Raw genomic sequence first — 25,966 nt, 5'->3', positions numbered from 1 at the left:
TTTAAAGATTGAGTTGAGAAAAGTTGATAATGATCAAAAGATATATTGCTGCAATAGGGATATTGGATAATAGAAGAAGAACAGAATTACCGGAAGACTTTTCTTCTGAAACGTCTAACAGGAATGCAAGAAGTTCATATAAAAGCACAATAACATTCACAAGTATTGCAATGATTACGTATATAAACCCAGACAACAGTAAAAATTCATTTTGGGTGATAATAAATAATATAAACAGAAATGTTCCCAGACCAAATGAAATAAGAAAAGTATATTTTCCGGTTGCACTGAACTCTATATTTTCCATATCAATATTTTTAATGTAGAACAATGGTATCTTTCTGTTGGATAAAGTCTTTCAGATGCTCAAAATTTTGCCAGAGCAAGCCTTCGAAATCCCATTCATGAAAGGCTCTCATGTTCTGCCCTTTCCGGTATGCTTTAAGATAGATTTTCATATATTCCGGAAGGATAAGGCTTCCCAATACGATAGCTGCCAAAAGATGAGCATTGAGTTTTCCGTTGCCCAACAGGAGATATTGCATGGCAATTTCATCCTCGAAATTGGTTCCACAATCTGTAATCAGATGGTGAACATCGTGGTTTTCCATTTTGGGAATCATTGAAAACCCGTGTTTATGGTAAAATTCACCTAATTTCCTTCCCAGTGAATCTTCTTTGAATTCCAGCAGCTGCCTCTCATTGAACTGCCATTGTCTTTTTTTCTTTTTAAAGTATTTTCTGTAGAGTTTTTGCGTTTTATCGTACACAAAAAGCAGAAACTGAACGCGTATTTTTTTCATAGTGTATGTATTTAAAAACAAGATTTCAACTTAATTAGGATAAACAGTTTACCAGTTCCCATCAGAAAATAAATAAAGACCAATGAATGTATAGAGAATAGCAATAGGTATATTGATGGAAAGTATGCCAATGGCTTTATCATAGGTTTTTAATCTGGGTCTGTTGACAAGCCCACAAATCCAAAAAACTAATACCAATAATAAGTTGATGGGAGTAGCAAAAAGCAGCAGCAGATAACCTGCTACAGCAAACGATTCTTGTTTGAATAATCCTCCCAGAAGACAAATACTTCCAATGACAAAACATATCCAAAACACTGATTTACTTAGGTTTATAATTTCCTGATCTTTCATAATGTATAGTAATTAATTTTATTTCAAAACAAAGAACTTTGAATTACAAAGTAAAATTTCAAAAAAATATAGGACTAACGGCCTAATAATTTTTCAAGGGCATCCAGATGATCTGTAAAAGCCTGTCTCCCACTTTGGGTAACACGATAAGAGGTTTTAGGTTTCTTTCCTACAAATTCTTTTTTCACTTCAATATATCCCACTTTTTCAAGGGCATTACTGTGACTGGCAAGATTTCCGTCTGTGATCTCCAACAATCCTTTCATTTCAGAGAAATCAACCCAGTCGTTCACCATAAGAACAGACATAATGCCCAATCTTACACGACTTTCAAATTCTTTATTGAGTTGACTTATTTTGATCATAATAGATAATGATTGCAGATATCAGGTGCTGTCTACGTAGAATAGCACCTAAGAAGCTGCAAAGTTAATTTTTATTTATACTTTTTATGCATAATCAGTCCATAAACTATATGCAAAATACCGAATCCTACCGCCCAGAAAAATAATCCCCAGCCCAGAAAGAACAAGGAAAATAAACCAAGAGTTACTTCGCAATATCCCAGGTATTTTACATCCGGCAAGGTGTATCTTTCAGCACTTATCAATCCCAATCCATAGAAGATCAAAGTAGTAGGAGCAACCCAAACTACTAGATGATGATAAATAAGAGCCGCACAAAAGATTCCTCCGGCAGCTAATGGGACTGCAAAGGTAACTAAAAGCCGCTTGGTAGTAGAATCCCAGATCTTCAATCCTTTCTTTTTACTTTTATTGGCAGTAAAAATATATCCACTGAAAACTGCCAGTACTAAAACTACCAACCCGGTGATAATTAACTCCTGAACCAATGCAGGTGTAAAGCTTAGCCTGTCTCCGTTAATGTATTCCACTTTTTTACTTTCCATAGCAAAATAGGCATATCCTGCCCCTAAAAGGGCTACTACACCAGCTACAACTCCGGAGAGACCACTCAAAGAAATAAATCTGGAAGACCGCTCCATCATGGAACGGATATGAGACAAATCTTCGTGATAATTTTTCTTATCCATAAAAAGAACTTTGAATTACAAAGTTATAATTTATTTTTAATCTGCAAAATATTTTTTTCAGTTAAAGTGATTTTTTAATCAAGCTCTGTATATTATTCTTAACTTTAAGATTATCAAAATCATAGAAGCCAAAGATCCAATTATAATTCATCCATAGAAGTAAATAAAAGAATAGCCGTTCACTTTAATTATCTTATTATGACAAAAGTTTTAATTGATTATTCTCAAATATACTTACAAGAAAATATTCCTTTAAGCGAGGAAGAGGTTAATATGATCGCGACCCATAAAAAAGATTTTTTTAAAGATTTTTCAGGTGTTGTAATTGCTGTTATTATGATAACAACGCTTATCGCTGCTTTTTTTTTGAAAAATGAGTTTAAGAACTTCAAATATTACCATTACATTTTATTTATTGCAGCTGCAGTATCGCTCTATCTCTTTTTTTTGCTTATCCATTGGCTTATCTATCAATACGTCAAAGGAAGATGGAAAAAGGATCTTGAAAATGGCAAAAACAGATTAAAAAGTATTATTATTTCCAAGCATAAAACGGAAGGTGACGAATATATCATCACTTTTGCAGGGTGCAGCAAAGGAGAAAAGATAAGACTTCCTGTTAAAAAAAAGGTTTATGATGAATATGAGACAGGAACAAAAGTAATGGTAACTTATTTTAAATACAGTAAGGAAGTTCTTTCTCTTGATCACGATGAGCGTATGAATTAAAAAAGCCGCTGAAAGAATCAACGGCTGGTTATTTTTGGATGGGATGAAAACCTATTTGGCTCTCAGTCTTTCTTTAATAGCTTCAATATTTTTCTTTGCAGAATCTTCTAAAATAAGGCTTGCACTCATATGAATTCTTGCCGGCATCAGTTCATTAAAATGATCGGTTCCTTCCCACGAAACTTTTTTAATCAATGCAAGAGCATCACTGCTTCTTGATGCTAAAGTCTGTAAAAATTTCTCAAGTTTCTCATCCATTTCCTGTATGCTGTCTGAAACAGAATGATATACATTATGCTGTTCTGCCCATTCAGCAGATCTGAAGTCGGCATCAATAGCCATTGCTGAGAACTGTGATTTTCCAATTTTTCTTTCCACATAAGGTCCAATTACGAATGGTCCTATTCCTAAATTGATCTCTGTAAGCGCTAATGCAGAATCTTTTGTTGCAAAACAGTAGTCAGCACCGCAGGCAATACCTACTCCACCGCCGGTTGTTTTTCCCTGAACTCTTACTACAACAATCTTTCCGCAGTTTCTCATTGCATTCAGAACCTTAGCAAAACCTCCGAAGAACTTCGTGGAAGCTTCCAGCTCTTCAATGGCCAGAAGTTCATCGAAACTTGCTCCTGCACAGAATGCTTTTTCACCTTCGCTTTTTACTAAAATAGCTTTTACCTCATCTTTGGCTGCTTCATCTAAAATAGTCTGAGCCAGTTTTTCTAAAATTGCTCCCGGAAGAGCATTGCTTTTTGGGGTTCCGAAAGTAATTTCGGCAATATTATTTTTAATTTCTGATACTACAAATTCGTTCATTTTAATTTTTATTGGATTCTTACAAAAATACTAAATACAGTGCTTTTAGAGAAACTTAATGCATACATTTTTTTAGGCTGGAAGCTGGAAATTCCTATTAAATAATTAATTATTGGTTATCCAATTAAAAGATCTGATTTCGCTCTTAAGGAATAGGAAAATATCCCTTTACGTAGAAATACCTAGTTTTCAATTTGGTATTTTCTACGCTAGTACAGCCTTCATATTAATTGTTCCTTTGACTAGGAAATAAAACAATAATCGGCGGAATCTGAAAAGCCGTAATAGAGTAAGAAAATTAAAGGCTAAAAAATATTTACCATGGACGAATACATTGGAATCGTTAAATTATTTGCAGGAAATTTTGCACCTAGAGGCTGGATGTTTTGTGACGGAAGCTTACTAAGCATTTCGAGAAATTCGGCACTATTCTCTATATTAGGAACCACATATGGTGGAGATGGTATAACCACTTTTGCTTTACCAAACCTGAAAGGCCGTATGGCTCTTGGAGCAGGAAATGTAAACGCTAATGAATACTATCCATTGGGAGTAATGGCAGGAACAACCCAAAACACACTATTGGCTTCAAACCTACCAAGTGTTGGCGCTGGATTTCAGCTTAAAGTGGCTAACAAAAATGCCAATACATCTACTCCTACAGCTACAACATCTATTGCTATAACAGGAACACAAGTTGGAAGGGACTTCAATGTTGTCCCAAGTTATGTAAATAATGCAAACCCAGACACCATTATTAACGGGCAGAGTATTGCATTTGTAGGACAAAATTTACCTATGAATAATATGCCTCCTTATTTAGGACTCAATTATATCATCTGTGTTGAAGGAATTTACCCTCCACGTGATTAAAATATATCATAACCTAATATTTAAAACAAAAAATCATGAAAAGCACTACTATTTTTACGATTTGTAGTCTGCTCATTTCAATTTTTTCATTTGGGCAGACCAGTACAGAGCAATTTGAGACAGAATCAAATGGAAGTACAAGCTTCACTGATAACGGGGTTATTTTTAATATCATTTCCCATGTAAGTGTTTTTGATATCCAATCTAACTATCCAGGAACAGGCTGGAATGGGACCGCAAACGACAACCGTTATATTGATAATTCCAGTAATACTGAATCTCCACCATCTTTTAGTATTAGAACGACTTCTAATTTATTTAAAGTAAATAAATTTTGGCTGTTTCTTTCTTCTCTGGAACTTGATCTCAATGTAACAGGCTCTATTACGGTAACCGGAAAGTTGAGTGGTGTCACTAAATTTACCCAAACAAAAACGAATGGGTTTGCAACAAGTTTAGGGTCTACCAATGGTTATACCTTAATTGATATGACTAACTTAAATGGTCAAAATTACTCAAACATCATCATTGATGAGCTTCGTATTACGGCAAATGGAGGCTTTAGATACGTAGGTCTCGATGCTTTCACCTGGGTAAAAGACAGCGGTATTGCACTGAATACAACAGAGACTAAAGTTTCTAAAAAAGAGGCAAGTATTTATCCTAATCCAACCAATGGACCTCTTACTATTCATTCAGAAAAAAGCTCAGAAGCAAAAATTTATAGTACTGATGGTAAAATGCTAAAAGCTGTTCAGGTTCAAAAGGGTTCTAATGAAATCAATATCTCAGAATTCCCTAAAGGAATCTACTTTATCAAAACAGCTAATGAGTCGACTAAAGTTATTAAAAACTAATATTTATAAGTTCCGTCCGAACTTGTTCCCATAAAGATTCTAATTCATAAAGACAAAATCCCTTGATTATATTAAGGGATTTGTTATTTATCTTGTCCATTTATGAAGATGTTCTATTCTTCCATTTCTTTTTAAAAGGGCTTCAAATCTCAGTTTTAATAAAATTTTACGTCCTTCCACAGTTCTGGTAAAAAGAAGTTCTGATGTTCCTATAATTTTATTCCAGGTTTTATTAAAAAATTCTGCACTTTTTTTATTTTTCGCAAAAATTTCAGGCACCGGAAAATACTGTTCATTCTTCAGAAAAAAAGACTTTCTTTCCTGCTTCAGGAGATACCTTGGATTATCTATCTGAGAGACTAATTCCTGTAAAGTCTGGATAAACTGTGCATTTTCATATTGGCTGCCTCCTTTCAGGTAACAGAACGCTCCTTCACTACTGTTGGATGAGCTTACAATTTTCAACTGCTCAAAAGAAGTTCTTATTATTTTTTCATGAATCAGTCCATGTAAAACTACTTCTGCAAGTGCACCAAGTTGTTTCCCCACATCCCGATACCTCCAATATTGTTTTGCAGATCTATATAACTTTCTTCCATACACCACAAAACCTGCAAGTCCAAATAGAGATACAAACAATGAAAAGGTTTTTACAGAATTAATTGCCTGTAAATTTCTGAAGATACCCAATAAAATATTCTGCCAGAATAATAATACCGAAGACACCATCACCTTCATCATATTTCCCGACATTTTCCCAAGATAGTTCATCTTCACATCTTGCATAGCAGTCATATTGATAGATGGAACCTGTATTTCTTCTACTAAGATATTTCCCTGCTCAAGAGCCCCTTCCCAGCGTTTGATAAGATTATCTCTATCTTTCGCCAAAGCAAAGAATAAGTCATTAATTCCTGAAACGTCTTCCGTAGTTTCTATGGTTTTAATATTGAGTCTTTCAAAATTGTTTTCAATGGTAGGAGTCTCTTTATTGGAAACTCCAACAAAAGTCTTGAAACGACGTTTCATAATATTCAGATCCTGGCCCCCGTTTTCGTCACCAGGGTCAAAGCATACCAGATGCCAAATATTCCCGGTTTTATGGGGAATATCCTTATCTGTCCTTATAACTCTTCCTCTCATCTGATTTGAAAGAACAAAGGAACTTATAAAACTAGCCAGGACTAAAGTATTCATTTTGGGAGCATCCCAACCTTCACCTAGCAAGGATTTTGTTCCAATTAAAATATGAATTTCTCCGCTTTGGAAAATTTCTGTAATAATGTGTACAATACCATGCTTTATTTGTTCTGTAAGGCTAATGATGAGATAATCCGGATCATAACTCAAAGGCACAAGACCTATTCCGGACAATGTTTTTTTCGTACAAAGCTCTTCAAATATACTTTTTGCACTTGCAGGAATAATCACCAGACTTCCTGTAAGAATTCCGATTTTTTTCTGCTGAGAATTTTCACGTCTTAATTTTTCAAAGATTGGAATAGCTCCTATTTTATCAAGATTGAGTGTATTCTGAGTCTCATTATTTAAATACTCCTTTTTGATAAAATCGGTAAGAATAACCATTCTTAAATTATCTTTAAGAACGGAAAACTCAAAATCAGCAATATCTTTTATTCCTTGAAGTTTACCTATACTTGAATTAAGGATCTGATTTAGATTTTTACTATTAAAGAAACTCAAGGTTTTTTGTTCCAGAAATCCATATCTCTTTAACCTGTTTCCGAGATCAGTACGGTGATCTTCATAATTTTTAAATTGAACCTCATCTACCAATAAGTAAAAGTCAAGCAATTCTTCCATCCAGAAGAAATCAAATTCGGGAATATACTTCTGCTGATCCCCAATAATTTCAAAATGGACTTCGGGAATTTCTTTCCCTCTGAAATGAAGATATACCAGACCAGAAGTATAGGAAGATATATTTTCATAGATCCAATCTAAATTCTCCAACGGTTTTTGGTATACAGGATGCTGCTCAATAGCATTAAGGAATACTTCATCTTTTTTTATTTCATCAAAAAAGCTTAAAGCATGGGTATGATAGTATTCAATTTTCTTTTGTTCTTCCTGAGAAGGTAATGTAAAGTGTACTAAATCCTGATGGGGACAAAGGTCTCCTTCAATCATCAGCTCAGGAACAGATATTTCTACATCTATTGGCCCGTTCAACTGGATATATTTTTGCCATTCCGAGCCGGAAACATCAAAGGGAGGTGTAGCTGTAAGGGAAACAATGGTGGGTTCAATTTTATTCTTCAAATCCATAAGGCTTCTCCACCATGCATTTTTCAAATGATGGGCTTCATCCAAAATGAGGGTTCCTACTTTTTGCTTCTGCAATCGTTTTATAATTTCTGAGGCCGGGACTTTTGAAGATTTCACAACTGTTTCTCCTTCTTCTTCGGTTGCTTCGGAAGCGGAATGAATTCCCTGATAGGTTGTTACTGTAATAATTCCTGGTTTTCTGATGTCAGAAGATATCCATTCAGGAACGGTTTCTGTATTAAGAAATAGTTCACAGAATCTCTGGATCCATTGGTTTTTAATAGCTAATGTAGGAGCAACGATGAGTGTGGGTTTATCCAGCCTCAGCATCACTTCTAATCCGAGAACTGTTTTTCCTGAACCTGGTGGCGCAGAGACATGCAGATGATTATCTATAAGGTATTCGTCGAGATGATCCAGAAATTTCTTCTGATAAGTCCGCCAGTTATATTTAAAAGTTGTGTTCTTAGGGAAAACATTCATGTTTACAATTTAATAAAAAACAGGATTACCAGAATTACTGATTTTTATCTTTTAAAGCTAAAATATATTTATCGATATACAACTGTTTCTCTTTTGATTTGTATTGCTGAATATAGCGGGGATGCTCCAAAACAGTCATTGTATCGAAAAGCTGAGCTTCTTTATTGAGTTTTGAAATAAATTCGGCATTTTTTTTACCAAGAACAAAGACTTCTGAAGTGTCCAGATTTAGACTGAGATGCTTTTTCAATGTTTCGATCATAAAATCTTTTACATCCCGGAAAAGCTCTTTATCATCATAATAATTAGCATTGAGCCAACCATTCTTTGTTTTTCTAACAATGGCCAAAGGAAATGGTGAGTTGATGTAAATATCTTTATAAAACAGATCTGCACCTCCATAGTCTGCAATCATATCGTACATAAACACGGAGGAAACTTCATGGGTATGGGCAGATTTCATTTCTATTCCACATACACTTTCCAGCCTCTTGGTATCTGTAAACGGAACTCCTGTTACGCCTGCTCCATGGCGGCTGGGATTAATTCCAATAATAAATTTTCTTTTGTGGAAATCATTATAATATTTGTGATAAAACTTTTGCATCACCTGCATTGTCTCCGGATTATCCAGATACGGATTCAATACTTCGAAACCATCTGGAAGACTTCCTGAGTAAACAATGGTTTCATTGAATTCAATAACCTGTTCTGCAAAAGTTTTATTCATAGAATCATTTATTTCAGAAAAACAAAATTATCCGGCTGATCTGAATCTTCATCCTCTTCCTCCTCATCTTCATCATATTCTGACAGCTCTAATTCAATATCAATAAAATGAATATATAATCCACATAATTTGTTCTGTTCATCATAGGCAAAATAAACAGGATATACTCCATCTCCTACTCCACTAGCAAATATTGGGATCTGATATTCTGTATTAGGAACTGTCCAATTAATCCAGTCTCCCAGATCTCTTTGGTTTCTCGGATTTTCTTTATAGCTTTTTGCAAAAAGTTCAGCAAAATAGTCATCGTAAATATTCTCTACATCCAGTTCTTCAATAAACTTATCTACATGAGGAACTACTTCAGGATCGGTAATACAAGCTAAGCCAGCATCCACATTAAACCCGAAAAAAGCATCCTCATTAGTATCATCAATATTTTCAATACCAATTAAGGCTTCTCTGTAAAGAACAGGTTTTTCTTTAGTAAACTCTACTTTTGCCGCGGCATACCGATCTCCCCAATCCTCCAATTTTACCACAGCAATGGTTACAGGAAAATTTCCTTTGGGAGTCTCAACAAAAAAAGGTTGTTCCTTCTGATTCAGATATACAAGAGGATCTCTTACGATTACTTTTCCTGATGGCAGGGAAACATTTCCTATTTCCATAACCTCCATCTTCTGATCCATGATTTCATCTGAGGTAAAATAGGTTTCAATATCTACAGGAGATATCAATTTGTCTTTTATCTCTTCCCATTTTTGCATCCAGCTTTCATTCATTGTTGCTTATTTTTTGAATTGATTTTAATCTTGAAAATAACGAATAAATGCAATGCGATCAAATATAGTTGAGTGTTTTAACAAAAGATTATTAAAACAAAGCAGCAAATCTGATGAAATGCTGCTTTACCTATTTTAAATTTTAAAGATTAATTAAACTAAGAACTTGCACATATGACACATGCAGCTCCAAGGTCTGGCCATCTTCCAGGAATACAACAAACTCCCGGAGGACAGGAATGAGGAGTACAATTCCATATTGGTCCTGCTCCTTTAAGAGATCTCAATTCATTTCTTGAAAGTTTTTTTAAGTTTTTCATAGCAATTAGTTTTGATATTCTCTCCTACTCTATATGCTTTTCGGATTTCGCCTATTAAAGTTAATCATTTCCTAGCAAATATTTCATATAATAACCTGGTATTATAAAAGTTACCCATCCTTGTCAAGGTTAAAAAAATCCCTTTAAGCAAAAACCTAAAGGGACTATAAATTTATATTTTGATTTAAATTAAATTAATCCAAATTGTTCAAAATGATGGGTAAAATGCTTCTTATGCATCAGTTCCCACATTTCTTTATTCAGTTTTCCGAATACAAAGTTCATATGCTCTGCCTGTGGATTTTCTTTGTAATACACTACAAATCGTTTCAGGTTATCAATAAATGATTGTTTGGCAGCTTCCAGATTCTTGTGGGTAAGTTCCGGAAGGGAACCATCCTGTGGTAGGAATGGAGCTGTAAAGTCTTTTGGCATTGCTCTGTGATTATAAAGAGAATCCTGCCATTTTTCAAGATGTTCTTCAGGAGTGAAGCATTTCTCTGCTTCTGGTTCTCCCAAACTTACCAACACTCCTTGTTCTAAGTGCTCAATCATTTGCTGTGCAGACATTTTCCCCCACGCTGCAGTTGTACTTTCTGTTAATCCACCTAATATCTTCTGAACATTTTTCACATTCAGATCAATAAAAGGAGATTGTTTTGCCACCAATGTTAAGATCGTAGCTACACAAACTATCTCATCTCTTTGGTTGATTACTTCTACCAACCATTTTACCACGCCAGAAGGAATATTTCTTCCTTTTACACCTCTGTTGATTTTTTCTTTTGCTGTTAAATAAACCGTAATGGTATCTCCAGCATATACTGGCTTGAAGAAACTACATTCTTCTAATCCGTAATTCGCAATTACAGGTCCTTTTTTACCAGAAACAAATAATCCTGCTGCTGCCGAAAGGATGAAGTATCCGTGTGCAACCGTTTTATCGAAAATAGTCCCTGTTAAGCTTGTAGCATCAGTATGTGCGTAGAAGTGATCCCATGAAACGTTTGAGAAGTTTACGATATCTGCATCAGTAACGGTTCTTCCTGCTGTTTCTAAGGAATCTCCAACTTCAACTTCTTCAAAATACTTCTGGAAAGGGTGTTTATCTGAGAATTTTTTCTCTGCACCCTGTTGATAAATCTTGGTAATAGCTTTCAATACATCCGGAGATCCCTGAATCGCTGTTTTTTGTAGGAAGAAATGAAGACCGCTAAGACCTCCCATTTCTTCTCCGCCACCTGCTCTACCAGGTCCGCCATGCATTAATGTAGGAAGTGGTGAGCCGTGACCTGTACTTTCTTTAGCATTATCTCTGTTTAGTACAAAGATTCTACCGTGTTGAGAAGCCATTTTCCATGACGTTTCTGCAATAAAGTTTTCATCATGAGAAACAATAGATCCTACCAAACTTCCTTTTCCTCTTTTTGCCAGTGCAGCTGCTTCTTCGGCATCTTTGTATGGCATTAATGTAGATACCGGCCCGAAAGCTTCTACATCGTGAGATATGTTTTTCTCGAAAGGTTTGTCATTCAGGAATAACTTAGGACTCATAAATGCTCCGTTTTCATAGCTGGCGTCTACCAACTCGTGCTTTCCGTCATAAACAAGTTCGGTTTCTGATTTTAAGATATTTACTTTTCTTAAAACTTCTTCATATTGCTGTCTTCCCACCAAAGATCCCATTCTTGTTTCTCTGCTTAATGGGTTTCCGATTTTTGTTTGATCTAAAGCTTTAGATAAAGCATTCTGAACATCTCCAATTAAATGCTCAGGAACAATGATTCTTCTGATGGCTGTACATTTCTGACCTGCTTTTGTGGTCATTTCGTTACGCACTTCTTTGATGAATAAATCAAATTCCGGAGTTCCCGGTTTTGCTTCCAACCCAAGAATAGAGCAGTTCAATGAATCTGCTTCCATATTGAAACGAACAGCATTTCCTGCAACAGATGGAAGTGATTTCAGTTTTCTTCCTGTAGTGGCAGAACCTGTAAACAGAACTGAGTCTCCATCCTGAACATAATCCAGAATATTTCCAGGTTCTCCACATACCAATTGTACTGCACCTTCTGGTAAAACACCACTTTCAATCATATCCTGAAAAACAACATTCGTAAGATAAGATCCGAAAGGTGATGGTTTCACGATAGACGGCACTCCTGCCAACAATGATGTGGATAACTTTTCTAACATTCCCCAAACAGGAAAGTTATAGGCGTTGATCTGCACAGAAACGCCTTCACTTGGTGTCAGGATGTGAGTTCCCAAATGAGTTCCATTAGCTGAAATCTTCTGAGTATCTCCATCTACCCAAAACGGAGTGTTAGGAAGCATTCTCTTCGCTAATCCTGAATAGGTAAAGAAGGTTCCGAAACCTCCTTCAATATCCACCCAAGAATCAACATGTGTTGCTCCTGTTTTGTATGATAACTCGTAATATTTTTTCTTTCTTTCTAATAAGTAAAGTGCTACTCTTTTCAACATTTCTCCACGGTCGTAGAACGTCATGGAAGAAAGGTTTTTGTAACCTACCGTTCTACCATAATCAAGAGCTTGCTCAAAGTTCAGTCCTTCAGTATCAGAAATAGCTACCTGCTCTCCTGTTACGGCATTATATAGAGGAATTCCAGCTCCGGTTCCTTCTACCCATTGTCCGTAGATATAGTTTTTTAGTTTTTCCATATAATACTTAATTTAACAGTGTATCAATCTAACAGTTTACCCATGAAATTCTTCGCTTTGCTAGGAATGACAAATGGCTGTTATATTTTTACATTGGTATATTGTTACATTTATAATTATTTCGGTTCCTGATACGGAAACAGCTTTACCAATCCTTCATATAAACTTCTGTGAAGAATAGTTGCATGGTTGTCTGTTTCCATCATTTTATATTCTACTGTCCAGTTTTTCTTACCTGCTTTTTTCAAAACATCATAAAAATTTCCTGCGTCTTTTATCATCACAGGATGCTCCCCTTTTCCCACAGAAACATAAACGAATTTTTTAGTATCTGCAGATTTTGCAAGTAACTGAGGAGCCTGTTTTAAAAGGCTTTCATCATCCCACCATAAACTTGGGCTGATGATGAAATAATTGTTGAACATTTCCGGTTTCTTCAGCAAGATTTCTGTTGCTAACAACCCTCCAAGAGATTGCCCGAACAAATATTTCTCTGTTGTTTTAAACTGGCTTTCCACATAAGGTTTCAATTCTTTTTCAAAAAAGGTGATAAACTTATCTGAATGTCCTGTTGTTGGATAGTCTTTCTGTAAATCCTTCAGATCTGTATGGAAAGTAAAATCTCTTTTTCTGTCTATATTCGCAATTCCCACCACGATAGTTTCCGGCATAGAATACATTTGATTAAAGAACTGCACCAGCCCTGTAACATGGATAAAATCTTCACTCATACTTCCGTCTAAGAGATAGATGATTGGGTATGACTTTGATTTATCAAAATTTTGAGGAAGATAGATATTCAATGTTCTTTCTTCATTTAGAGCTTTGGACTTAATGGTCCTCACTTCTCCTATCGTAAGCGGTTTAACAGCAGCAGTCTGTGCTGATACCATAGAATTTACCGCCAACATCATACTGCATACAAGAGCAATTTTCTTTATCATATTTAATTTTGAAAGGTTATTATTTCACATCATCCCAAATGCTGTAATCAACAATTTTTGTAGGGATTTGCTGAACATATTCTGTAAAAGGCTCACAAGGCAGAATAGCTTCTTTTCCTTCTCTGGCCAATTCCTGATATAGTTTTGTTCCTTCTGTTTTCCAATGGATCATTTCATCAGAAACATCACGGATAATTTTTGCAGGGCTACCTACAATCAGTTTTCTGGGTTCACATCTGAAGTTCGCAGGAACAAAAGCTAAAGCTCCGACAATACTTTCGTCACCGATATAAGCTTTGTCCATCACAACGGAATTCATTCCAATTAAACAGTTCTTTCCGATGTGTCCGGAATGAATAATCGCTCCATGTCCAATATGTGCTGATTCCTCCAAAATGGTTTCTATATTGGGGAAAACATGAAGGGTACAGTTCTCCTGAACATTGGCTCCGTCTTTAATGATAATTTTTCCCCAGTCGCCACGGATCACAGCATTGGGACCGATATAGACTTCTTCACCAATTTCCACATTCCCGATAATGACTGCCTGTGGATGGATATAGGCAGAAGGTTTGATAATGGGGCGGATTCCGTGATATGAGTAGATGTTCATAAAAATTTTTATTAAAAATTTAATTTAGAAATGTACCAGTTTACCAATGTACCAATTTGAAAATCATGCTTTAATATTGGTACACTGATACATTGTTATATTGGTACATTATTGAAAAAGTTATACTTTTTCAATGACCATTGCATACCCTTGTCCAACACCGATACAAAGGGTACATAATGCATATTTCTTATTCTGTTTCTGAAGTTCCATGGCTGCAGAACCGATGATTCTTGCTCCGGAAACGCCCAGTGGGTGACCAATCGCAATAGCTCCACCGTTTGGATTTATTCTTGCATCATCATCCTGTAAACCTAAGCTTCTTGTTACGGCTAAAGCCTGTGCTGCAAAAGCTTCGTTTAGTTCGATGATGTCCATATCTTCAAGAGACAGGTTTAATCTCTTTAATAATTTCTGAGTAGCTTCTACAGGCCCTATTCCCATAATTCTTGGCTCTACACCTGCTACAGAAGATCCTAAGATTTTAGCTTTCGGCTTTAATCCATATTTTTTTACTGCTTCTTCGCTAGCTAAGATTAAAGCGGCTGCTCCATCGTTCATTCCTGAAGCATTTCCTGCTGTTACGGTTCCTTCTTTTCTGAAAGCAGGACGAAGTTTTCCTAATCCTTCGATGGAAGAAGTTGGTTTAATAAACTCATCTTTTTCAAAAACGATTGGATCTCCTTTTCTTTGTGGAATTTCAACTTTCACGATTTCTTCAGCCAATCTTCCGTTTTCCTGAGCTTTAGTCGCTTTTTGCTGAGACCAAAGGGCAAATTTGTCCTGATCTTCTCTGTTGATCTGGTGCATGTCTGCAAGATTTTCTGCAGTTTCACCCATTCCGTCAACGCCATACATTTCTTTCATCTTCGGGTTGATAAATCTCCATCCGAAAGTGGTATCATACATCTGACTGTCTCTTCCAAAAGCTGCACTTGGTTTAGACATTACATAAGGAGAACGCGTCATATGCTCTACTCCACCTGCAATATAAATTTCACCTTCACCCGCTGCAATAGAACGGAAAGCATTCGCTACGGCTGACATTCCTGAAGCACAAAGCCTATTTACCGTCTCTCCACCAATTTTATAAGGCAGACCAGCTAATAAAAGTCCCATTCTAGCTACGTTTCTGTTATCTTCTCCAGCCTGATTAGCACACCCGAAAATCACATCCTCAATTTCCTCCACAGGAACTTCAGGGTTTCTTGCCACCACTTCTTTGATAACAATAGCTGCAAGATCATCTGCTCTTACTTCTGATAATCCTCCCTGTAACTTTGAAATGGGAGTTCTGACATAGTCTATGATGTATACGTTGTTCATAATTATTTTAATATAACAATTTAGCAATGTAACAGTGTAACAATACTAGATTGATTGATTTTTATTTAAACTTGTACTTAATATTTTATATATAATCTTTCCAATCTCTGTAATCTGAATTTCCAATTTTTCATCAAAAGGATAAGTTTTAGAATGTTTACACAGATATAGCCAATATTTGGTTTCTTCCAGTTCTTTAGCTGCAATTTTAATTTTATTTACAAAATCATTCTTACTGTGAGGATTTTGTGCTTCAAAAGCATTTGCCCCTATACCTGTTCCAGAACGTAATAGTTGTTTTGCTATAACAAATTTTCTTTTTTCTTCTAACAATTCACAAAATTCAATTATATCTAAAGAAAATTGAACAGTTTTCTCAATTAATGGATTATTCTCGAAATTTATCATGTGTGTTAGGAATTAATTTTATTTCATTATTGGTACATTGTTATAATGGTATATTGTTACATTGAGCTTACAGCTCAGTTACTTTCTTTCCTATTTTATACACTGTCCCTACAAATTTTGCAATCAGCTCACTGTTCTGATTGGTGATTTGAATGTCGTACACAGCTGTTTTTCTGGTATCATTCACCAAGACACTTTCTGCTCTGAAAACATCTCCTTCTTTTCCGGCTTTGGTAAAATTGATGATACAGTTTAAAGCTACGGCTGCATCGCCTGTATTGTTGGATGAAAATGCCAGTGCAGAATCTGCAAAAGCAAATGTTACTCCACCATGAACCGTTTTAAGGCCATTAATCATATCCTTTTTGATAGGCATTTCTATCAGGCAATAGTTTTCTTTTACTTCAATCATTTTAATATTCATCCATTGGGAAAAATAATCCTGATCGAACATATAATCTGCAACTTGTCTTGGATTCATTTCTATATGTTTGTTATTTCTTCATATAATTCATCGGATAATCTATCATAAACACTCATGGTTTTACCGAGAATTACCTGTTCATATGTAAGATGAGTATCGGAGCTGGCTGAACTGTTTTCTTCTTCATACAGTGCATTTAGATCAATTCCATTTTCATTGGCTAATCTATTAATCAGCGTTCTATATTTCTCATTAAACTCTCCTAGCAACTCAAGTCTTTCCTGCTCATCAATAGAGGAAGCTTCCTGAGTTAAATACTGCTTCTCAATTAAAAGTCTGGTCTCCAACTCAGCTCTGAATTCTTCTATATTCATTTATTCAATCTAATAATTTAACAATGTAACAGTTTACCAATGAGATGCTTCGACAAGCTCAGCATGACAGCGCAATTGCTACATTGTTAGATTGGTATATTGTTACATTTTACGCAGTAAAGGGCTTTGTCTATACCTTTCTTCCTGATATTCGTTGTAAAGGTTCTGTAGGGTTTCTGAGATTTTTGAATATCCAATTTCCTGTCCCCAACCTAATAATCCTTTTGGATAATTTACTCCTTTCTGCATGGCCAGTTCGATGTCTTCATCATTGGCAACTCCTAATCTTTTAGCTTCCACAGCTTCATTAATCAGCATTGAAATAATTCTTAAAAAGATCTGCTGATAAAGAGCATCGTCTTTCTGCGCTTCCGGTTTTGCAGCTCCTTCGCTGTAATCATAGAAACCTTTTCCTGTTTTTCTGCCGTGAAGTTTAGCTTCAGACATTCTCTGTTGCAGTAAAGAAGGCTTATACTTAGGATCATAGAAATAATCTTTGTAAACTGTTGTGGTTACAGCAAAGTTTACATCTACTCCAATAAGATCCATTAATTCAAAAGGGCCCATTTTGAAGTTTCCTAAAGTTTTCATCGCTTCATCTACCTGCTCAGGTGTTGCAATATTTTCTTCAACAATTCTTAAGGCTTCACCATAATATGGACGGGCAATTCTGTTGACGATAAATCCTGGAATATCTTTAGCAATAACAGGTATTTTTCCCCATTCTTTCATGAGGTTGTATATTTTTTCAGCTAAAGTTTTTTCTGTTAATAAAGAGGGAATTACTTCTACTAAAGGCATCAATGGAGCCGGATTGAAAAAGTGAATTCCTATGAAGCGTTCTGGTTTCTTTAATTCTGCACCTAGAGAGGTGATAGAGATGGATGATGTATTGGAACCGATGATACAGTCTTCAGAAACATACGTTTCAAGTTCTGTAAAAACTTTGGTTTTAATGTCTTTGTTTTCAATAATCGCTTCGATGACTAGATTAGAATCTTTTAAATCCTGCAATGCTTCACCTTTTACGATATTGTTTCTGATCTCTGCAGCTTTTTCCTGAGAAATCTTTCCTTTTTCAGTTAATTTCTGAAGGGTTTTCTCTAAACCTGTAAGTGCTTTATCTATTTGTGGAGCATTAGCATCGAATAAAACGACCTTGCATCCTGCTGTTGCAGCCACCTGAGCAATTCCTACGCCCATGGTTCCAGCCCCAATAATTCCAATATTCATAGTTAAAAAAAGTAATGTAACAATGTATCAGTTTACCAATGTAACAATTTTATCGAAAAAATTGAATCTTGACTAAGCATTTATATTGATTGGTAAACTGTTACATTGGTAAATTGTTATATTAATCTTATTTTCCTTTATAGTCAGGTTTTCTTTTCTGTAAAAAGGCATTTACACCTTCTATGAAGTCTTCTGTTTCTGCCGCTTCCTGTTGTAGGTCACCTTCCAGTTCCAACTGTTCTTTTAAAGTATTGGTATAAGAACTAGCAAAAGCTTTTTTAGTTAATTTAAGAGCTGCTGTTGGCATATTCGCCATTTTCTCAAGAATTTCCATTGATTTTGGTCCGAACTCTTCTTCAGTGAAGACCTCAGCAACAAGACCATGGGTTTTAGATTCTTCAGCAGATAATTTTTTACCTGTAAAAGCTAAATAATTAGCCAATTGTCTACCTAAAAGCTTCGGTAAGAAATAGGTTCCTCCTGTATCAGGAATTAAACCGATATTTGAAAACGCCTGAGCAAAATAAGCTTTGTTATTGGCTAACACAAAGTCACAGATTAATGCCAACATGGCGCCAGCCCCTACAGCAGGACCGTTTACTAACGCAATAACTGGTTTCTTACAACGGGTAACTTCCATTACCAATGGGTTATAGTAATCTACCACAATTTTTCTGATGATGTCCTGATCGTGGTGCTCTTTGCCTACAGCAAAAGCTTCTTCAAGGTTTTGACCGGAACAAAAAGCTCTTCCTCTTCCAGAAATAGCAACGCATCTTACAGTTTCATCTTCACTGCATTCTTTAATGAAATCTTTCAAATCTCCTAAAGCTGGCTTCGTAAGCGCATTCATCGTTTCAGGCTGATTTAGATATGCAATTTTAAGCTTTCCGTCAAAATGCGATTCAATATCAAGTTGTGTATACATAGTTTTTATATTTTATATTTAACAATGCACTAATTTAACAATATTAATCAATGTAACAGCTTAACAATTTAACAATCTAGCCCTATCATCGTTATGTTTTGCATAGTCCGTAAACCTTATCAATAAACTGATACTTTGATTTATTGTCTCATTCATTTTAGTGACATTTAAAATAATCAAAAGGTTCTAAACAGTCTAAGCATTGATAAGAAGCCTTACACAAAGTAGACCCAAATCTGCTGATCTGTTTGGTGTGTTCAGAACCACAACGTGGACATTTTTTCGGTTTCCCGATGTGATGTTCATCTGCTCCCTTTTCAGGTGGTGTGATTCCGAAAGCACGAAGTTTTTCTCTCGCTTCATCTGTCAGCCAATCTGTTGTCCATATTGGAAACATTTTGGTGACTACTTTGGCTTCCCATCCGTTTTCCTTCATGATCTTCATGATATCTTCTTCAATGGTGAACATTGCCGGACAAGCAGAATATGTAGGGGTGATTGTCACTTCACAAGAATTATCTCCTGTAATTTGTGCACCTCTTACAATTCCCAGCTCCACAATGTTAATCACCGGAATTTCCGGATCGGGAACTAATTCTAATATTTCTAAAGGATTTTTCAATCTTTTTTCTAATTTTTTTAACGCAAAATGCGCTAAGATTTTTTTGAAAGCTAAATGTTTTTAAGTTCGCAAAGACGTTTCACTTAGCAAAGTCAACAAAAAACAGTTTATCAATATCTCAATTTTAAGATTGTTACATTGATAAATTGCTACACTGTTACATTCCAAAATCTACCACGTACATCCAGGATACGCTCTCTGCATATACTGAAGCTCACAAAGAATAAATCCGAAATACTCTGTATGATATCCTGTTCTTGATTTTGGCTGCATGAAAGGATTTGTTGGATATTCTAATCCGAAGCTCTGGAAATCCTTCTCTGTAATGGAAATAAACTCTTTGTATAGTTCATCAACATTAGGAACAATGTTTAAAACAACAAGATCATCTTCACCTTCTGATTTTGCAAAAAGTCCTTTTGTATATTCCCAGATATCTTCAATAGCTCTTTCTAAACGTGTACGGCTTTCTTCTGTTCCCTGAGCGAAAATTTTCATCCAGGATGCAGTGTGAGTATAGTGATACCTTACTTCTTTCAATGATTTTTGAGCAATTGCCGATAGTTCTTCATTAGCCGAATTTGACAACGCCTCGTACATCAATTTCTGATACACAGAGAAAACATACACTTTTAGGATCGTCTGAGCATAATCTTCATTGGGAAGCTCTGTCCAGTGTGCGTTCACATATTCGTGCTCGTATCTTAAAAAAGCGATATCATCCTCACTTTTACCATTGTCAATAACCCTTGAAGCATACACATAAAAGTTGTTAGCCTGCCCAAGTTGATCCAAAGCGATGTTCGTTAATGCAATATCTTCCTCTAAATAAGGACCTTCACCGCACCACGCAGACAAACGTTGCCCCATAATGAAACTGTCGTCTGCTAGTTTTAATAAATAATTATATAATGGGTTCATTGTTTAATAGATTTGAAGACCAATAGATAATAGACGGATAGATAATAGATGGGTAAACCTTAAAGTCTTTTATCTATTCGTCTATTATCTTCAAGTCTTATTCATATTACATATTTTTTACGTCGTTTGGAATCTCGTAGAAAGTTGGATGACGGTATAGTTTGTCATCAGCCGGATCGAAGAATGCTTCTTTATCCACTCCTTCCGAAGTTACAATATATTTACTTGGAACTACCCAAACAGAAGTTCCTTCTTTTCTTCTTGTATAAACGTCTCTTGCGTTCTGTAAAGCCATTTCTGCTGTTGGCGCCTGTACTATTCCAACGTGTTTGTGAGATAATCCCGGTTTAGTCTGAATAAACACTTCCCACATATCTAAATTTGCCATATTCAAATTAATTTAACAATGCATCAATGTACCAGTTTACCAATGAGATGCTTTGCTTCGCTCAGCATGACAATTGATTGTTACATTTTTACATTGGTATATTGTTACATTATTATATTACTTCTTTTTGTTGTTTTTCTGCAAAAGCAATCGCTGCTTCTTTTACCCACGAATTTTCTCTCTGAGCTTTTCTCTTGGTTTCGATACGCTTTTTGTTGCAAGGTCCGTTTCCTTTTAAGATTTCCATGAATTCACCCCAAGGAAGCTCTCCGAAATCATAATGTTGCCTTTCCTCATTCCATTTCAGGTCTTTATCCGGAATGGTTAACCCTAAGAATTCAGCCTGAGAAACAGTAACATCAATAAATCTCTGACGAAGACTGTCGTTACTTTCTCTTTTTACTCTGTAATTCATAGAGATTTTAGAGTTTGGCGAGCTGTCATCATTCGGTCCAAACATCATTAAAGCTGGCCACCAGAAACGGTTTAACGATGCTTGAGCCATTTCTTTCTGTTGTTTTGTACCACGGCAAAGAGCCATCAGAATCTCATAGCCTTGTCTTTGGTGGAAAGATTCTTCTTTACAGATCTTCACCATCGCTCTTGAATAAGGCCCATAAGAATTCCCCATTAACATTACCTGATTCATAATAGCCGCACCATCAACCAACCAACCGATGGCACCGATATCAGCCCAGCTTAACGTTGGATAATTGAAGATACTTGAGTATTTTGCTTTTCCTTCCAGCATGTCATCATAAGTAGCATCTCTGTCTGCTCTGATGCTTCCGTCTCCTAGAGTTTCAGTAGCAGAATATAAGTATAAACCATGTCCTGCTTCATCCTGAACTTTGGCCAAAAGCGCCATTTTTCTTCTCAATGAAGGGGCTCTGGAAATCCAGTTGGCTTCCGGTAGCATTCCTACAATTTCAGAATGGGCGTGCTGTGAAATCTGACGAACCAATAATTTTCTGTAATCATCAGGCATTACGTCTTTTGGTTCTACTTTATTTTCTTCGTGAACGTATTGAACAAATTTTTCTAAGTCCATAATTTTTTCAATTTAGCAATGTATCAGTCTAGCAATGTACCAATGATTGTTACACTGGTAAATTGTTACATTGTTACATTAATTTTTAAACATCATAATTAAGCATCACCACATTCGTTGTCGGGTGACATTGGCAGGTAAGAACGTAACCTCTGGCTACTTCGTCTTCGGTAAGCGCGTAGTTTTTCTCCATGAAAACTTCTCCTTCTAAAACTTCCGCTTTACACGTACAACAAACTCCTCCTTTACATGCAAAAGGTACTGGAAGATTGTCTTTCAATGCTTTATCTAAGATACTTTCTTTTTTGGAATTAAGATGGAACGAATACTCATCATCATCAATGATTACCGTTACCATACTTTCAATATTGGCAATCGCTTTGAATTCATCACTCATTTCCTCCGTATTTTCTTCATCAGGAGCCGTGAAGTATTCAAATAAAACCTGAATAGCTGGTACTTTTTTATCTTTTTTCAGATAATCTGCAATTCCTTTGATCATTTCTGAAGGACCACAGATAAAATAAGTGGATTCTTTTACATCTATATCGGTATATCTTTCAAACAGCTGATCCAACTTTTCAGGGGAAATTCTTCCTTCAAAAACAGGATCTTCGTGTTTTTCACGACTTACCAGATAAATCACTTTAAATCTTCCATTGAACTGTTCTACCAACTTATCAATTTCAGCTTTTCTTAAAATGTGATTCATGCTTCTGTTACTGTAAAACAAATAAGCATTACTGTTAGGTTCCTGGTAAAGGCTTTCTTTGATATTGGATAAAACCGGTGTAATTCCGCTTCCTGCCGCCAAACCAACATATGTTTTTACGTTAGTCGGGTGATAAGAAGTATTAAAACCTCCCATTGGAGGCATTACTTCCAGCATTTCATCCATGTGAAGATGCTCATTGAAGTATCCAGATACTTTTCCGTTTTCAAGCAATTTCACTAAAACTTCCAATGTATTGCTTTTTTCACTTGGAGCATTACAGATAGAGTAAGAACGTCTTTCTTCATTTCCGTTAATCATCATACGGAAATTAAGGTATTGTCCTTGTTTGAACCTGAACTTGTCTTTCAGTTCTTCAGGAATTTCCACCGCTACATTCACAGCGTCTGAAGTATCCTTCTGAACCCTTACAGTTTTAAGTTTATAAAATGAATTCATTATTTTTTTAGTATTCTATTAATTTTTCCACCTTCGCACTTCGGCAAACTGTCCTGAGCATGAACTTTCACTTTTGTTGTGATGCCTACTCTCTTTTTTATTTCGTTTTCTATATTTTTTCCGAAGCTTCCGACAAAATTAAAATAATCATCGGTATTTGCTTCTATTTTTCGAGCCTTTACCAATTCATCATCAATTTCAATGTCAATATCTAAGGCTACACACATCTGTTCTTTTTCAACAGGAGTCAAATAATAATTAGGAACCACCCCTTCTACATAAGAAAATGCATCTTCAATCTGGCTAGGGTATACATTTACACCTCTTACAATCAGCATATCATCTGCTCTGCCCACAATCGGTTTCATTTTCACCATTGTTCTTTTGGCATTTTCGTCGTAATAAAGGCTCGTAATATCATTCGTCCAGTAACGCAGCAGCGGCATTGCCTTTTTCGTTAACGTTGTAATCACCAATACACCTTCTTCTCCGAAAGGAACTGGTTCTTTGGTGATCGGGTCCAAAATTTCAGGATAAAAATGATCTTCCCAAATGTAGGAACCTCCTTTTTCTTCAAAATCTTCCATGGAGACTCCAGGACCGATAATTTCGCTTAAACCATAAATATTGGTAGCATGAACACCTAATCTTTCCTCGATATGGCCTCTGATAATTTCTGTCCAAGGTTCAGAGCCCAATACAGCATACTTAAGACTAATTTCTTCTGCTGAAATTCCTCGCTTCGCAAATTCATCTGCAATGGTTAGAGCATAGGATGGTGAACAGCAAATCACTTCCGGTTTAAAGTCTACAATAAGATCTACCTGTCTTGCTGTCATTCCTCCTGAAATAGGAAGAACACTCATTCCCAGCATTTCTGCACCGTAATGAAGCCCTAATCCACCCGTAAAAATCCCATAACCATAAGCATTGTGTAGTTGCATTCCCGGTCTGGCACCTGCAGCATGTAATGATCTAGCCACTACTTCACTGAAAAGATCTACATCTTCTTTTGTATATCCTACCACGGTTGGTTTTCCTGTAGTTCCGCTTGAACAATGAATTCTCTGAAGTTCACTTTTTGGAACTGTAAATAAACCAAATGGGTAATGGTCTCTTAAATCCTGTTTGTAAGTAATTGGAAGTTTCGTGATATCCTCAATGGTCCTTATATCCTGCGGAGATATCTGCAATTCATCAAACTTTCTTTTATAAAATTCCGACTTACCGTTCAGATAACCCATGAGATTTACTAACCGGTCGGATTGAAGCTGTCTCAACTGACCCAGCTCCAGATATTCAACTGAAAAATCCATAAAACTAACTAACATTTGTTAGGTGTAAATTTAAAAAGATTTTGGAAGCTGGCAAAATTTTTATGATTTTCGTCATATTTTGAACGATTCTAAATAAAAAAGAAAGCGATCACGGGAATTAAATTGTTGATAACATGTATCGAAAGAGAGTAAAAAAATCCATATTTTACTCTTACAAAACTATATAACAAACCTGCGGCAATATGTGGTAAAACAAGCCAAACAGATGCTATCAGAAAATTTGATTTCATTTCATAATTACCAATATGCATTAATGCGAATATCAAACTATAGCCATATACAATAAGGCAAAGCTTCCTACTATAAAAAAGTTTTAGATTATAAGCATATTTTTTACTCATAAACCAAACTATAGCACCAATTATCAGCGCCATCAGAGCTCTTAGAAAAAAATAATTTCCAATATCGTAATGATTATCTACAAGAAAGAATCTATTGATTAGAAAAAAAGATAAAATACTTGTTGAAAGAGATAAATTAATTGAAGAGAAAAGCAGTGGCAGCCTAAATGCTATTTCTTCCAGGACCGGAACCAGTGAACAGGATAGTAAAAGAATTTTGAGGTCCGGTTGGGATATATCCTTTTTAAAAGAAGTAGAAATAAAGAATTCGCCCATGGAAATTAGAATTACTCTTATAACAAGAACTATTAAAAAAAGTAACAATAACTTTTGAATCTTTACTGCAAAAAAGTCATCAACTTTCTTACAATCAGGCCTGTAAATAAATTTTAAAAAATCAGTAACTACTGAAAAAAGATTACTGCTTTTCATTTCCCAGTAAGCCATAAAGGATTTTATCCCTTATCTCATCGGTAATTTCATCAGTAGAATCACTACTTCTTTTGAACCAGAAATAGGAATTATTTAGGGTATGTAGAATGAATCTTGTTGTAAATGAAGGTGATTTCAGTTCCCAGTTTTCCGCCAGGTAAACTTCTGAAATAAGCTCCTCAACTTCCTGCTGATAATTTTTTCTTAATTCCACAAATTCGGAAAGCCTTTCTTCAAGATGCCTCCATTCTATGGAATAAATATGAGTAACATCACGGTTTTTAAGAACAACAGACAGGTGTTTATCTAAAAATAAGTTCAGTTTTTCTCTTGGAGCAATATCTGTATTTTTTACTTCCTGAAGTTCATCAAAAAACTCCTGCGCAATACCAAAACAAACCCACTCCAGAATTTCTTCCTTCGAGCGGATGTGTGCATACAATGATGCAGCTTTGATATTAAGCTTCGTAGCCAAGTCTCTTACCGAGCTCCCCATATACCCTTTCTCTTTGAAAAGTTCTACTGCTACGTCTAATATTTTCCTTTGTTTTTCTTTAAGTTCCATCTGTAAAAATGCAAAAGTAGCTATTCTGATTTAAACCTCATGATATCAAACACAAAAGATTTCAAACATAGAAATTATTTTTAAGCGAAAGGTATTGAAAAGTCTATAAA

30 protein-coding genes are annotated in these 25,966 nt (G+C 35.6%); 3 read left to right on the top strand and 27 right to left on the bottom strand.

What is annotated here, in order from left to right:
* Position 1: 1 nt before the first annotated feature.
* From BLS98_RS22460 to BLS98_RS22440, 5 genes are all read right to left on the bottom strand, one after another.
* Positions 2–307, bottom strand: coding sequence for a hypothetical protein (locus BLS98_RS22460; protein ID WP_139166172.1), 306 nt, complete (start codon positions 305–307; stop codon positions 2–4).
* 10 nt (positions 308–317) lie between these two features.
* A complete protein-coding gene (locus tag BLS98_RS22455; protein WP_089739678.1) occupies positions 318–803 on the bottom strand; it encodes a Coq4 family protein in 486 nt (161 codons plus the stop codon).
* Between the two features lie 48 nt (positions 804–851).
* Positions 852–1,157: a hypothetical protein gene (locus tag BLS98_RS22450; RefSeq protein WP_089739676.1), complete on the bottom strand. Its 306-nt coding sequence runs from the start codon at positions 1,155–1,157 to the stop codon at positions 852–854.
* A 74-nt stretch (positions 1,158–1,231) separates the two neighbouring features.
* On the bottom strand, positions 1,232–1,522 hold the full coding sequence (locus BLS98_RS22445) for a winged helix-turn-helix domain-containing protein (protein WP_045492574.1): 291 nt from the start codon (positions 1,520–1,522) through the stop codon (positions 1,232–1,234).
* Between the two features lie 71 nt (positions 1,523–1,593).
* Positions 1,594–2,211 (bottom strand): hypothetical protein, encoded by a 618-nt coding sequence (locus tag BLS98_RS22440; protein ID WP_089739674.1) that lies wholly within the window; start codon positions 2,209–2,211, stop codon positions 1,594–1,596.
* A gap of 198 nt (positions 2,212–2,409) precedes the next feature.
* On the opposite strand from BLS98_RS22440, the gene BLS98_RS22435 reads away from it, so the two are divergent.
* Entirely contained in the window at positions 2,410–2,940 is a 531-nt protein-coding gene (locus BLS98_RS22435; protein ID WP_089739671.1) for a hypothetical protein, read from the top strand.
* A 51-nt stretch (positions 2,941–2,991) separates the two neighbouring features.
* Here BLS98_RS22435 and BLS98_RS22430 read toward each other — a convergent pair whose 3' ends face one another.
* Positions 2,992–3,756, bottom strand: a complete 765-nt coding sequence (locus tag BLS98_RS22430) for an enoyl-CoA hydratase/isomerase family protein (RefSeq protein WP_089739670.1) — start codon at positions 3,754–3,756, stop codon at positions 2,992–2,994.
* A 321-nt stretch (positions 3,757–4,077) separates the two neighbouring features.
* On the opposite strand from BLS98_RS22430, the gene BLS98_RS22425 reads away from it, so the two are divergent.
* On the top strand, positions 4,078–4,629 hold the full coding sequence (locus BLS98_RS22425) for a phage tail protein (protein WP_089739667.1): 552 nt from the start codon (positions 4,078–4,080) through the stop codon (positions 4,627–4,629).
* Between the two features lie 35 nt (positions 4,630–4,664).
* Positions 4,665–5,486: a T9SS type A sorting domain-containing protein gene (locus BLS98_RS22420; protein ID WP_089739666.1), complete on the top strand. Its 822-nt coding sequence runs from the start codon at positions 4,665–4,667 to the stop codon at positions 5,484–5,486.
* Between the two features lie 87 nt (positions 5,487–5,573).
* Here the strand turns inward: BLS98_RS22420 and BLS98_RS22415 are convergent, their stop codons facing one another.
* The 21 genes from BLS98_RS22415 to BLS98_RS22320 all read right to left on the bottom strand — a co-directional run bounded on the left by BLS98_RS22415 (position 5,574) and on the right by BLS98_RS22320 (position 25,856).
* Positions 5,574–8,258 (bottom strand): DEAD/DEAH box helicase family protein, encoded by a 2,685-nt coding sequence (locus BLS98_RS22415; RefSeq protein ID WP_089739663.1) that lies wholly within the window; start codon positions 8,256–8,258, stop codon positions 5,574–5,576.
* A 34-nt stretch (positions 8,259–8,292) separates the two neighbouring features.
* On the bottom strand, positions 8,293–8,988 hold the full coding sequence (locus BLS98_RS22410) for an SMUG2 DNA glycosylase family protein (protein WP_089739661.1): 696 nt from the start codon (positions 8,986–8,988) through the stop codon (positions 8,293–8,295).
* 8 nt (positions 8,989–8,996) lie between these two features.
* Positions 8,997–9,773, bottom strand: a complete 777-nt coding sequence (locus tag BLS98_RS22405) for a DUF4241 domain-containing protein (RefSeq protein WP_089739659.1) — start codon at positions 9,771–9,773, stop codon at positions 8,997–8,999.
* Between the two features lie 158 nt (positions 9,774–9,931).
* Complete coding sequence (locus BLS98_RS23470; RefSeq protein ID WP_167356274.1) at positions 9,932–10,093, bottom strand: bacteriocin-like protein; 162 nt, start codon at positions 10,091–10,093, stop codon at positions 9,932–9,934.
* A gap of 189 nt (positions 10,094–10,282) precedes the next feature.
* The gene (paaZ, locus tag BLS98_RS22400; protein WP_089739657.1) at positions 10,283–12,778 is read right to left on the bottom strand and encodes a phenylacetic acid degradation bifunctional protein PaaZ; all 2,496 of its coding nucleotides are present in this window, start codon (positions 12,776–12,778) and stop codon (positions 10,283–10,285) included.
* A gap of 116 nt (positions 12,779–12,894) precedes the next feature.
* Complete coding sequence (locus tag BLS98_RS22395) at positions 12,895–13,722, bottom strand: alpha/beta hydrolase (RefSeq protein ID WP_089739655.1); 828 nt, start codon at positions 13,720–13,722, stop codon at positions 12,895–12,897.
* Between the two features lie 19 nt (positions 13,723–13,741).
* Positions 13,742–14,335, bottom strand: coding sequence for an acyltransferase (locus BLS98_RS22390; RefSeq protein WP_047382988.1), 594 nt, complete (start codon positions 14,333–14,335; stop codon positions 13,742–13,744).
* Positions 14,336–14,455: 120 nt separating this feature from the next.
* Positions 14,456–15,661 (bottom strand): 3-oxoadipyl-CoA thiolase, encoded by a 1,206-nt coding sequence (pcaF, locus tag BLS98_RS22385; protein ID WP_089739652.1) that lies wholly within the window; start codon positions 15,659–15,661, stop codon positions 14,456–14,458.
* Positions 15,662–15,706: 45 nt separating this feature from the next.
* A complete protein-coding gene (locus tag BLS98_RS22380; RefSeq protein WP_089739650.1) occupies positions 15,707–16,069 on the bottom strand; it encodes a four helix bundle protein in 363 nt (120 codons plus the stop codon).
* A 67-nt stretch (positions 16,070–16,136) separates the two neighbouring features.
* On the bottom strand, positions 16,137–16,550 hold the full coding sequence (locus BLS98_RS22375) for a PaaI family thioesterase (protein WP_089739647.1): 414 nt from the start codon (positions 16,548–16,550) through the stop codon (positions 16,137–16,139).
* A gap of 2 nt (positions 16,551–16,552) precedes the next feature.
* Complete coding sequence (locus tag BLS98_RS22370) at positions 16,553–16,867, bottom strand: hypothetical protein (RefSeq protein WP_089739645.1); 315 nt, start codon at positions 16,865–16,867, stop codon at positions 16,553–16,555.
* Positions 16,868–16,969: 102 nt separating this feature from the next.
* Positions 16,970–18,100, bottom strand: coding sequence for a 3-hydroxyacyl-CoA dehydrogenase NAD-binding domain-containing protein (locus tag BLS98_RS22365; protein WP_089739644.1), 1,131 nt, complete (start codon positions 18,098–18,100; stop codon positions 16,970–16,972).
* 127 nt (positions 18,101–18,227) lie between these two features.
* Positions 18,228–19,028, bottom strand: a complete 801-nt coding sequence (locus BLS98_RS22360; protein WP_089739642.1) for an enoyl-CoA hydratase-related protein — start codon at positions 19,026–19,028, stop codon at positions 18,228–18,230.
* 157 nt (positions 19,029–19,185) lie between these two features.
* Positions 19,186–19,650 carry a 1,2-phenylacetyl-CoA epoxidase subunit PaaD gene (gene paaD, locus BLS98_RS22355; RefSeq protein WP_089739640.1) on the bottom strand — a complete coding sequence of 155 codons (465 nt, stop codon included), beginning with the start codon at positions 19,648–19,650 and terminating at the stop codon, positions 19,186–19,188.
* 171 nt (positions 19,651–19,821) lie between these two features.
* Positions 19,822–20,571, bottom strand: coding sequence for a 1,2-phenylacetyl-CoA epoxidase subunit PaaC (paaC, locus tag BLS98_RS22350; protein WP_089739638.1), 750 nt, complete (start codon positions 20,569–20,571; stop codon positions 19,822–19,824).
* A 106-nt stretch (positions 20,572–20,677) separates the two neighbouring features.
* A complete protein-coding gene (gene paaB, locus BLS98_RS22345; protein WP_002981782.1) occupies positions 20,678–20,959 on the bottom strand; it encodes a 1,2-phenylacetyl-CoA epoxidase subunit PaaB in 282 nt (93 codons plus the stop codon).
* 112 nt (positions 20,960–21,071) lie between these two features.
* Positions 21,072–22,010 (bottom strand): 1,2-phenylacetyl-CoA epoxidase subunit PaaA, encoded by a 939-nt coding sequence (paaA, locus tag BLS98_RS22340; RefSeq protein ID WP_045501831.1) that lies wholly within the window; start codon positions 22,008–22,010, stop codon positions 21,072–21,074.
* 85 nt (positions 22,011–22,095) lie between these two features.
* Positions 22,096–23,181 (bottom strand): 2Fe-2S iron-sulfur cluster-binding protein, encoded by a 1,086-nt coding sequence (locus BLS98_RS22335; RefSeq protein WP_089739636.1) that lies wholly within the window; start codon positions 23,179–23,181, stop codon positions 22,096–22,098.
* Positions 23,181–24,497: a phenylacetate--CoA ligase family protein gene (locus tag BLS98_RS22330; RefSeq protein ID WP_089739634.1), complete on the bottom strand. Its 1,317-nt coding sequence runs from the start codon at positions 24,495–24,497 to the stop codon at positions 23,181–23,183. The genes BLS98_RS22335 and BLS98_RS22330 overlap by 1 nt, the downstream gene beginning before the upstream one ends.
* A gap of 89 nt (positions 24,498–24,586) precedes the next feature.
* A complete protein-coding gene (locus tag BLS98_RS22325) occupies positions 24,587–25,306 on the bottom strand; it encodes a CPBP family glutamic-type intramembrane protease (RefSeq protein WP_089739632.1) in 720 nt (239 codons plus the stop codon).
* On the bottom strand, positions 25,278–25,856 hold the full coding sequence (locus BLS98_RS22320; protein WP_089739630.1) for a TetR/AcrR family transcriptional regulator: 579 nt from the start codon (positions 25,854–25,856) through the stop codon (positions 25,278–25,280). Before BLS98_RS22320 ends, BLS98_RS22325 begins: the two co-directional genes overlap by 29 nt.
* Positions 25,857–25,966 lie beyond the last annotated feature (110 nt).

This window comes from Chryseobacterium jejuense (genome assembly GCF_900100075.1).
In the GTDB taxonomy this organism is placed as follows: Bacteria; Bacteroidota; Bacteroidia; order Flavobacteriales; family Weeksellaceae; genus Chryseobacterium; species Chryseobacterium jejuense.
The sequence above is the reverse complement of the archived record's forward strand: the minus strand, read 5'-3'. Positions and strand labels throughout refer to the sequence as shown.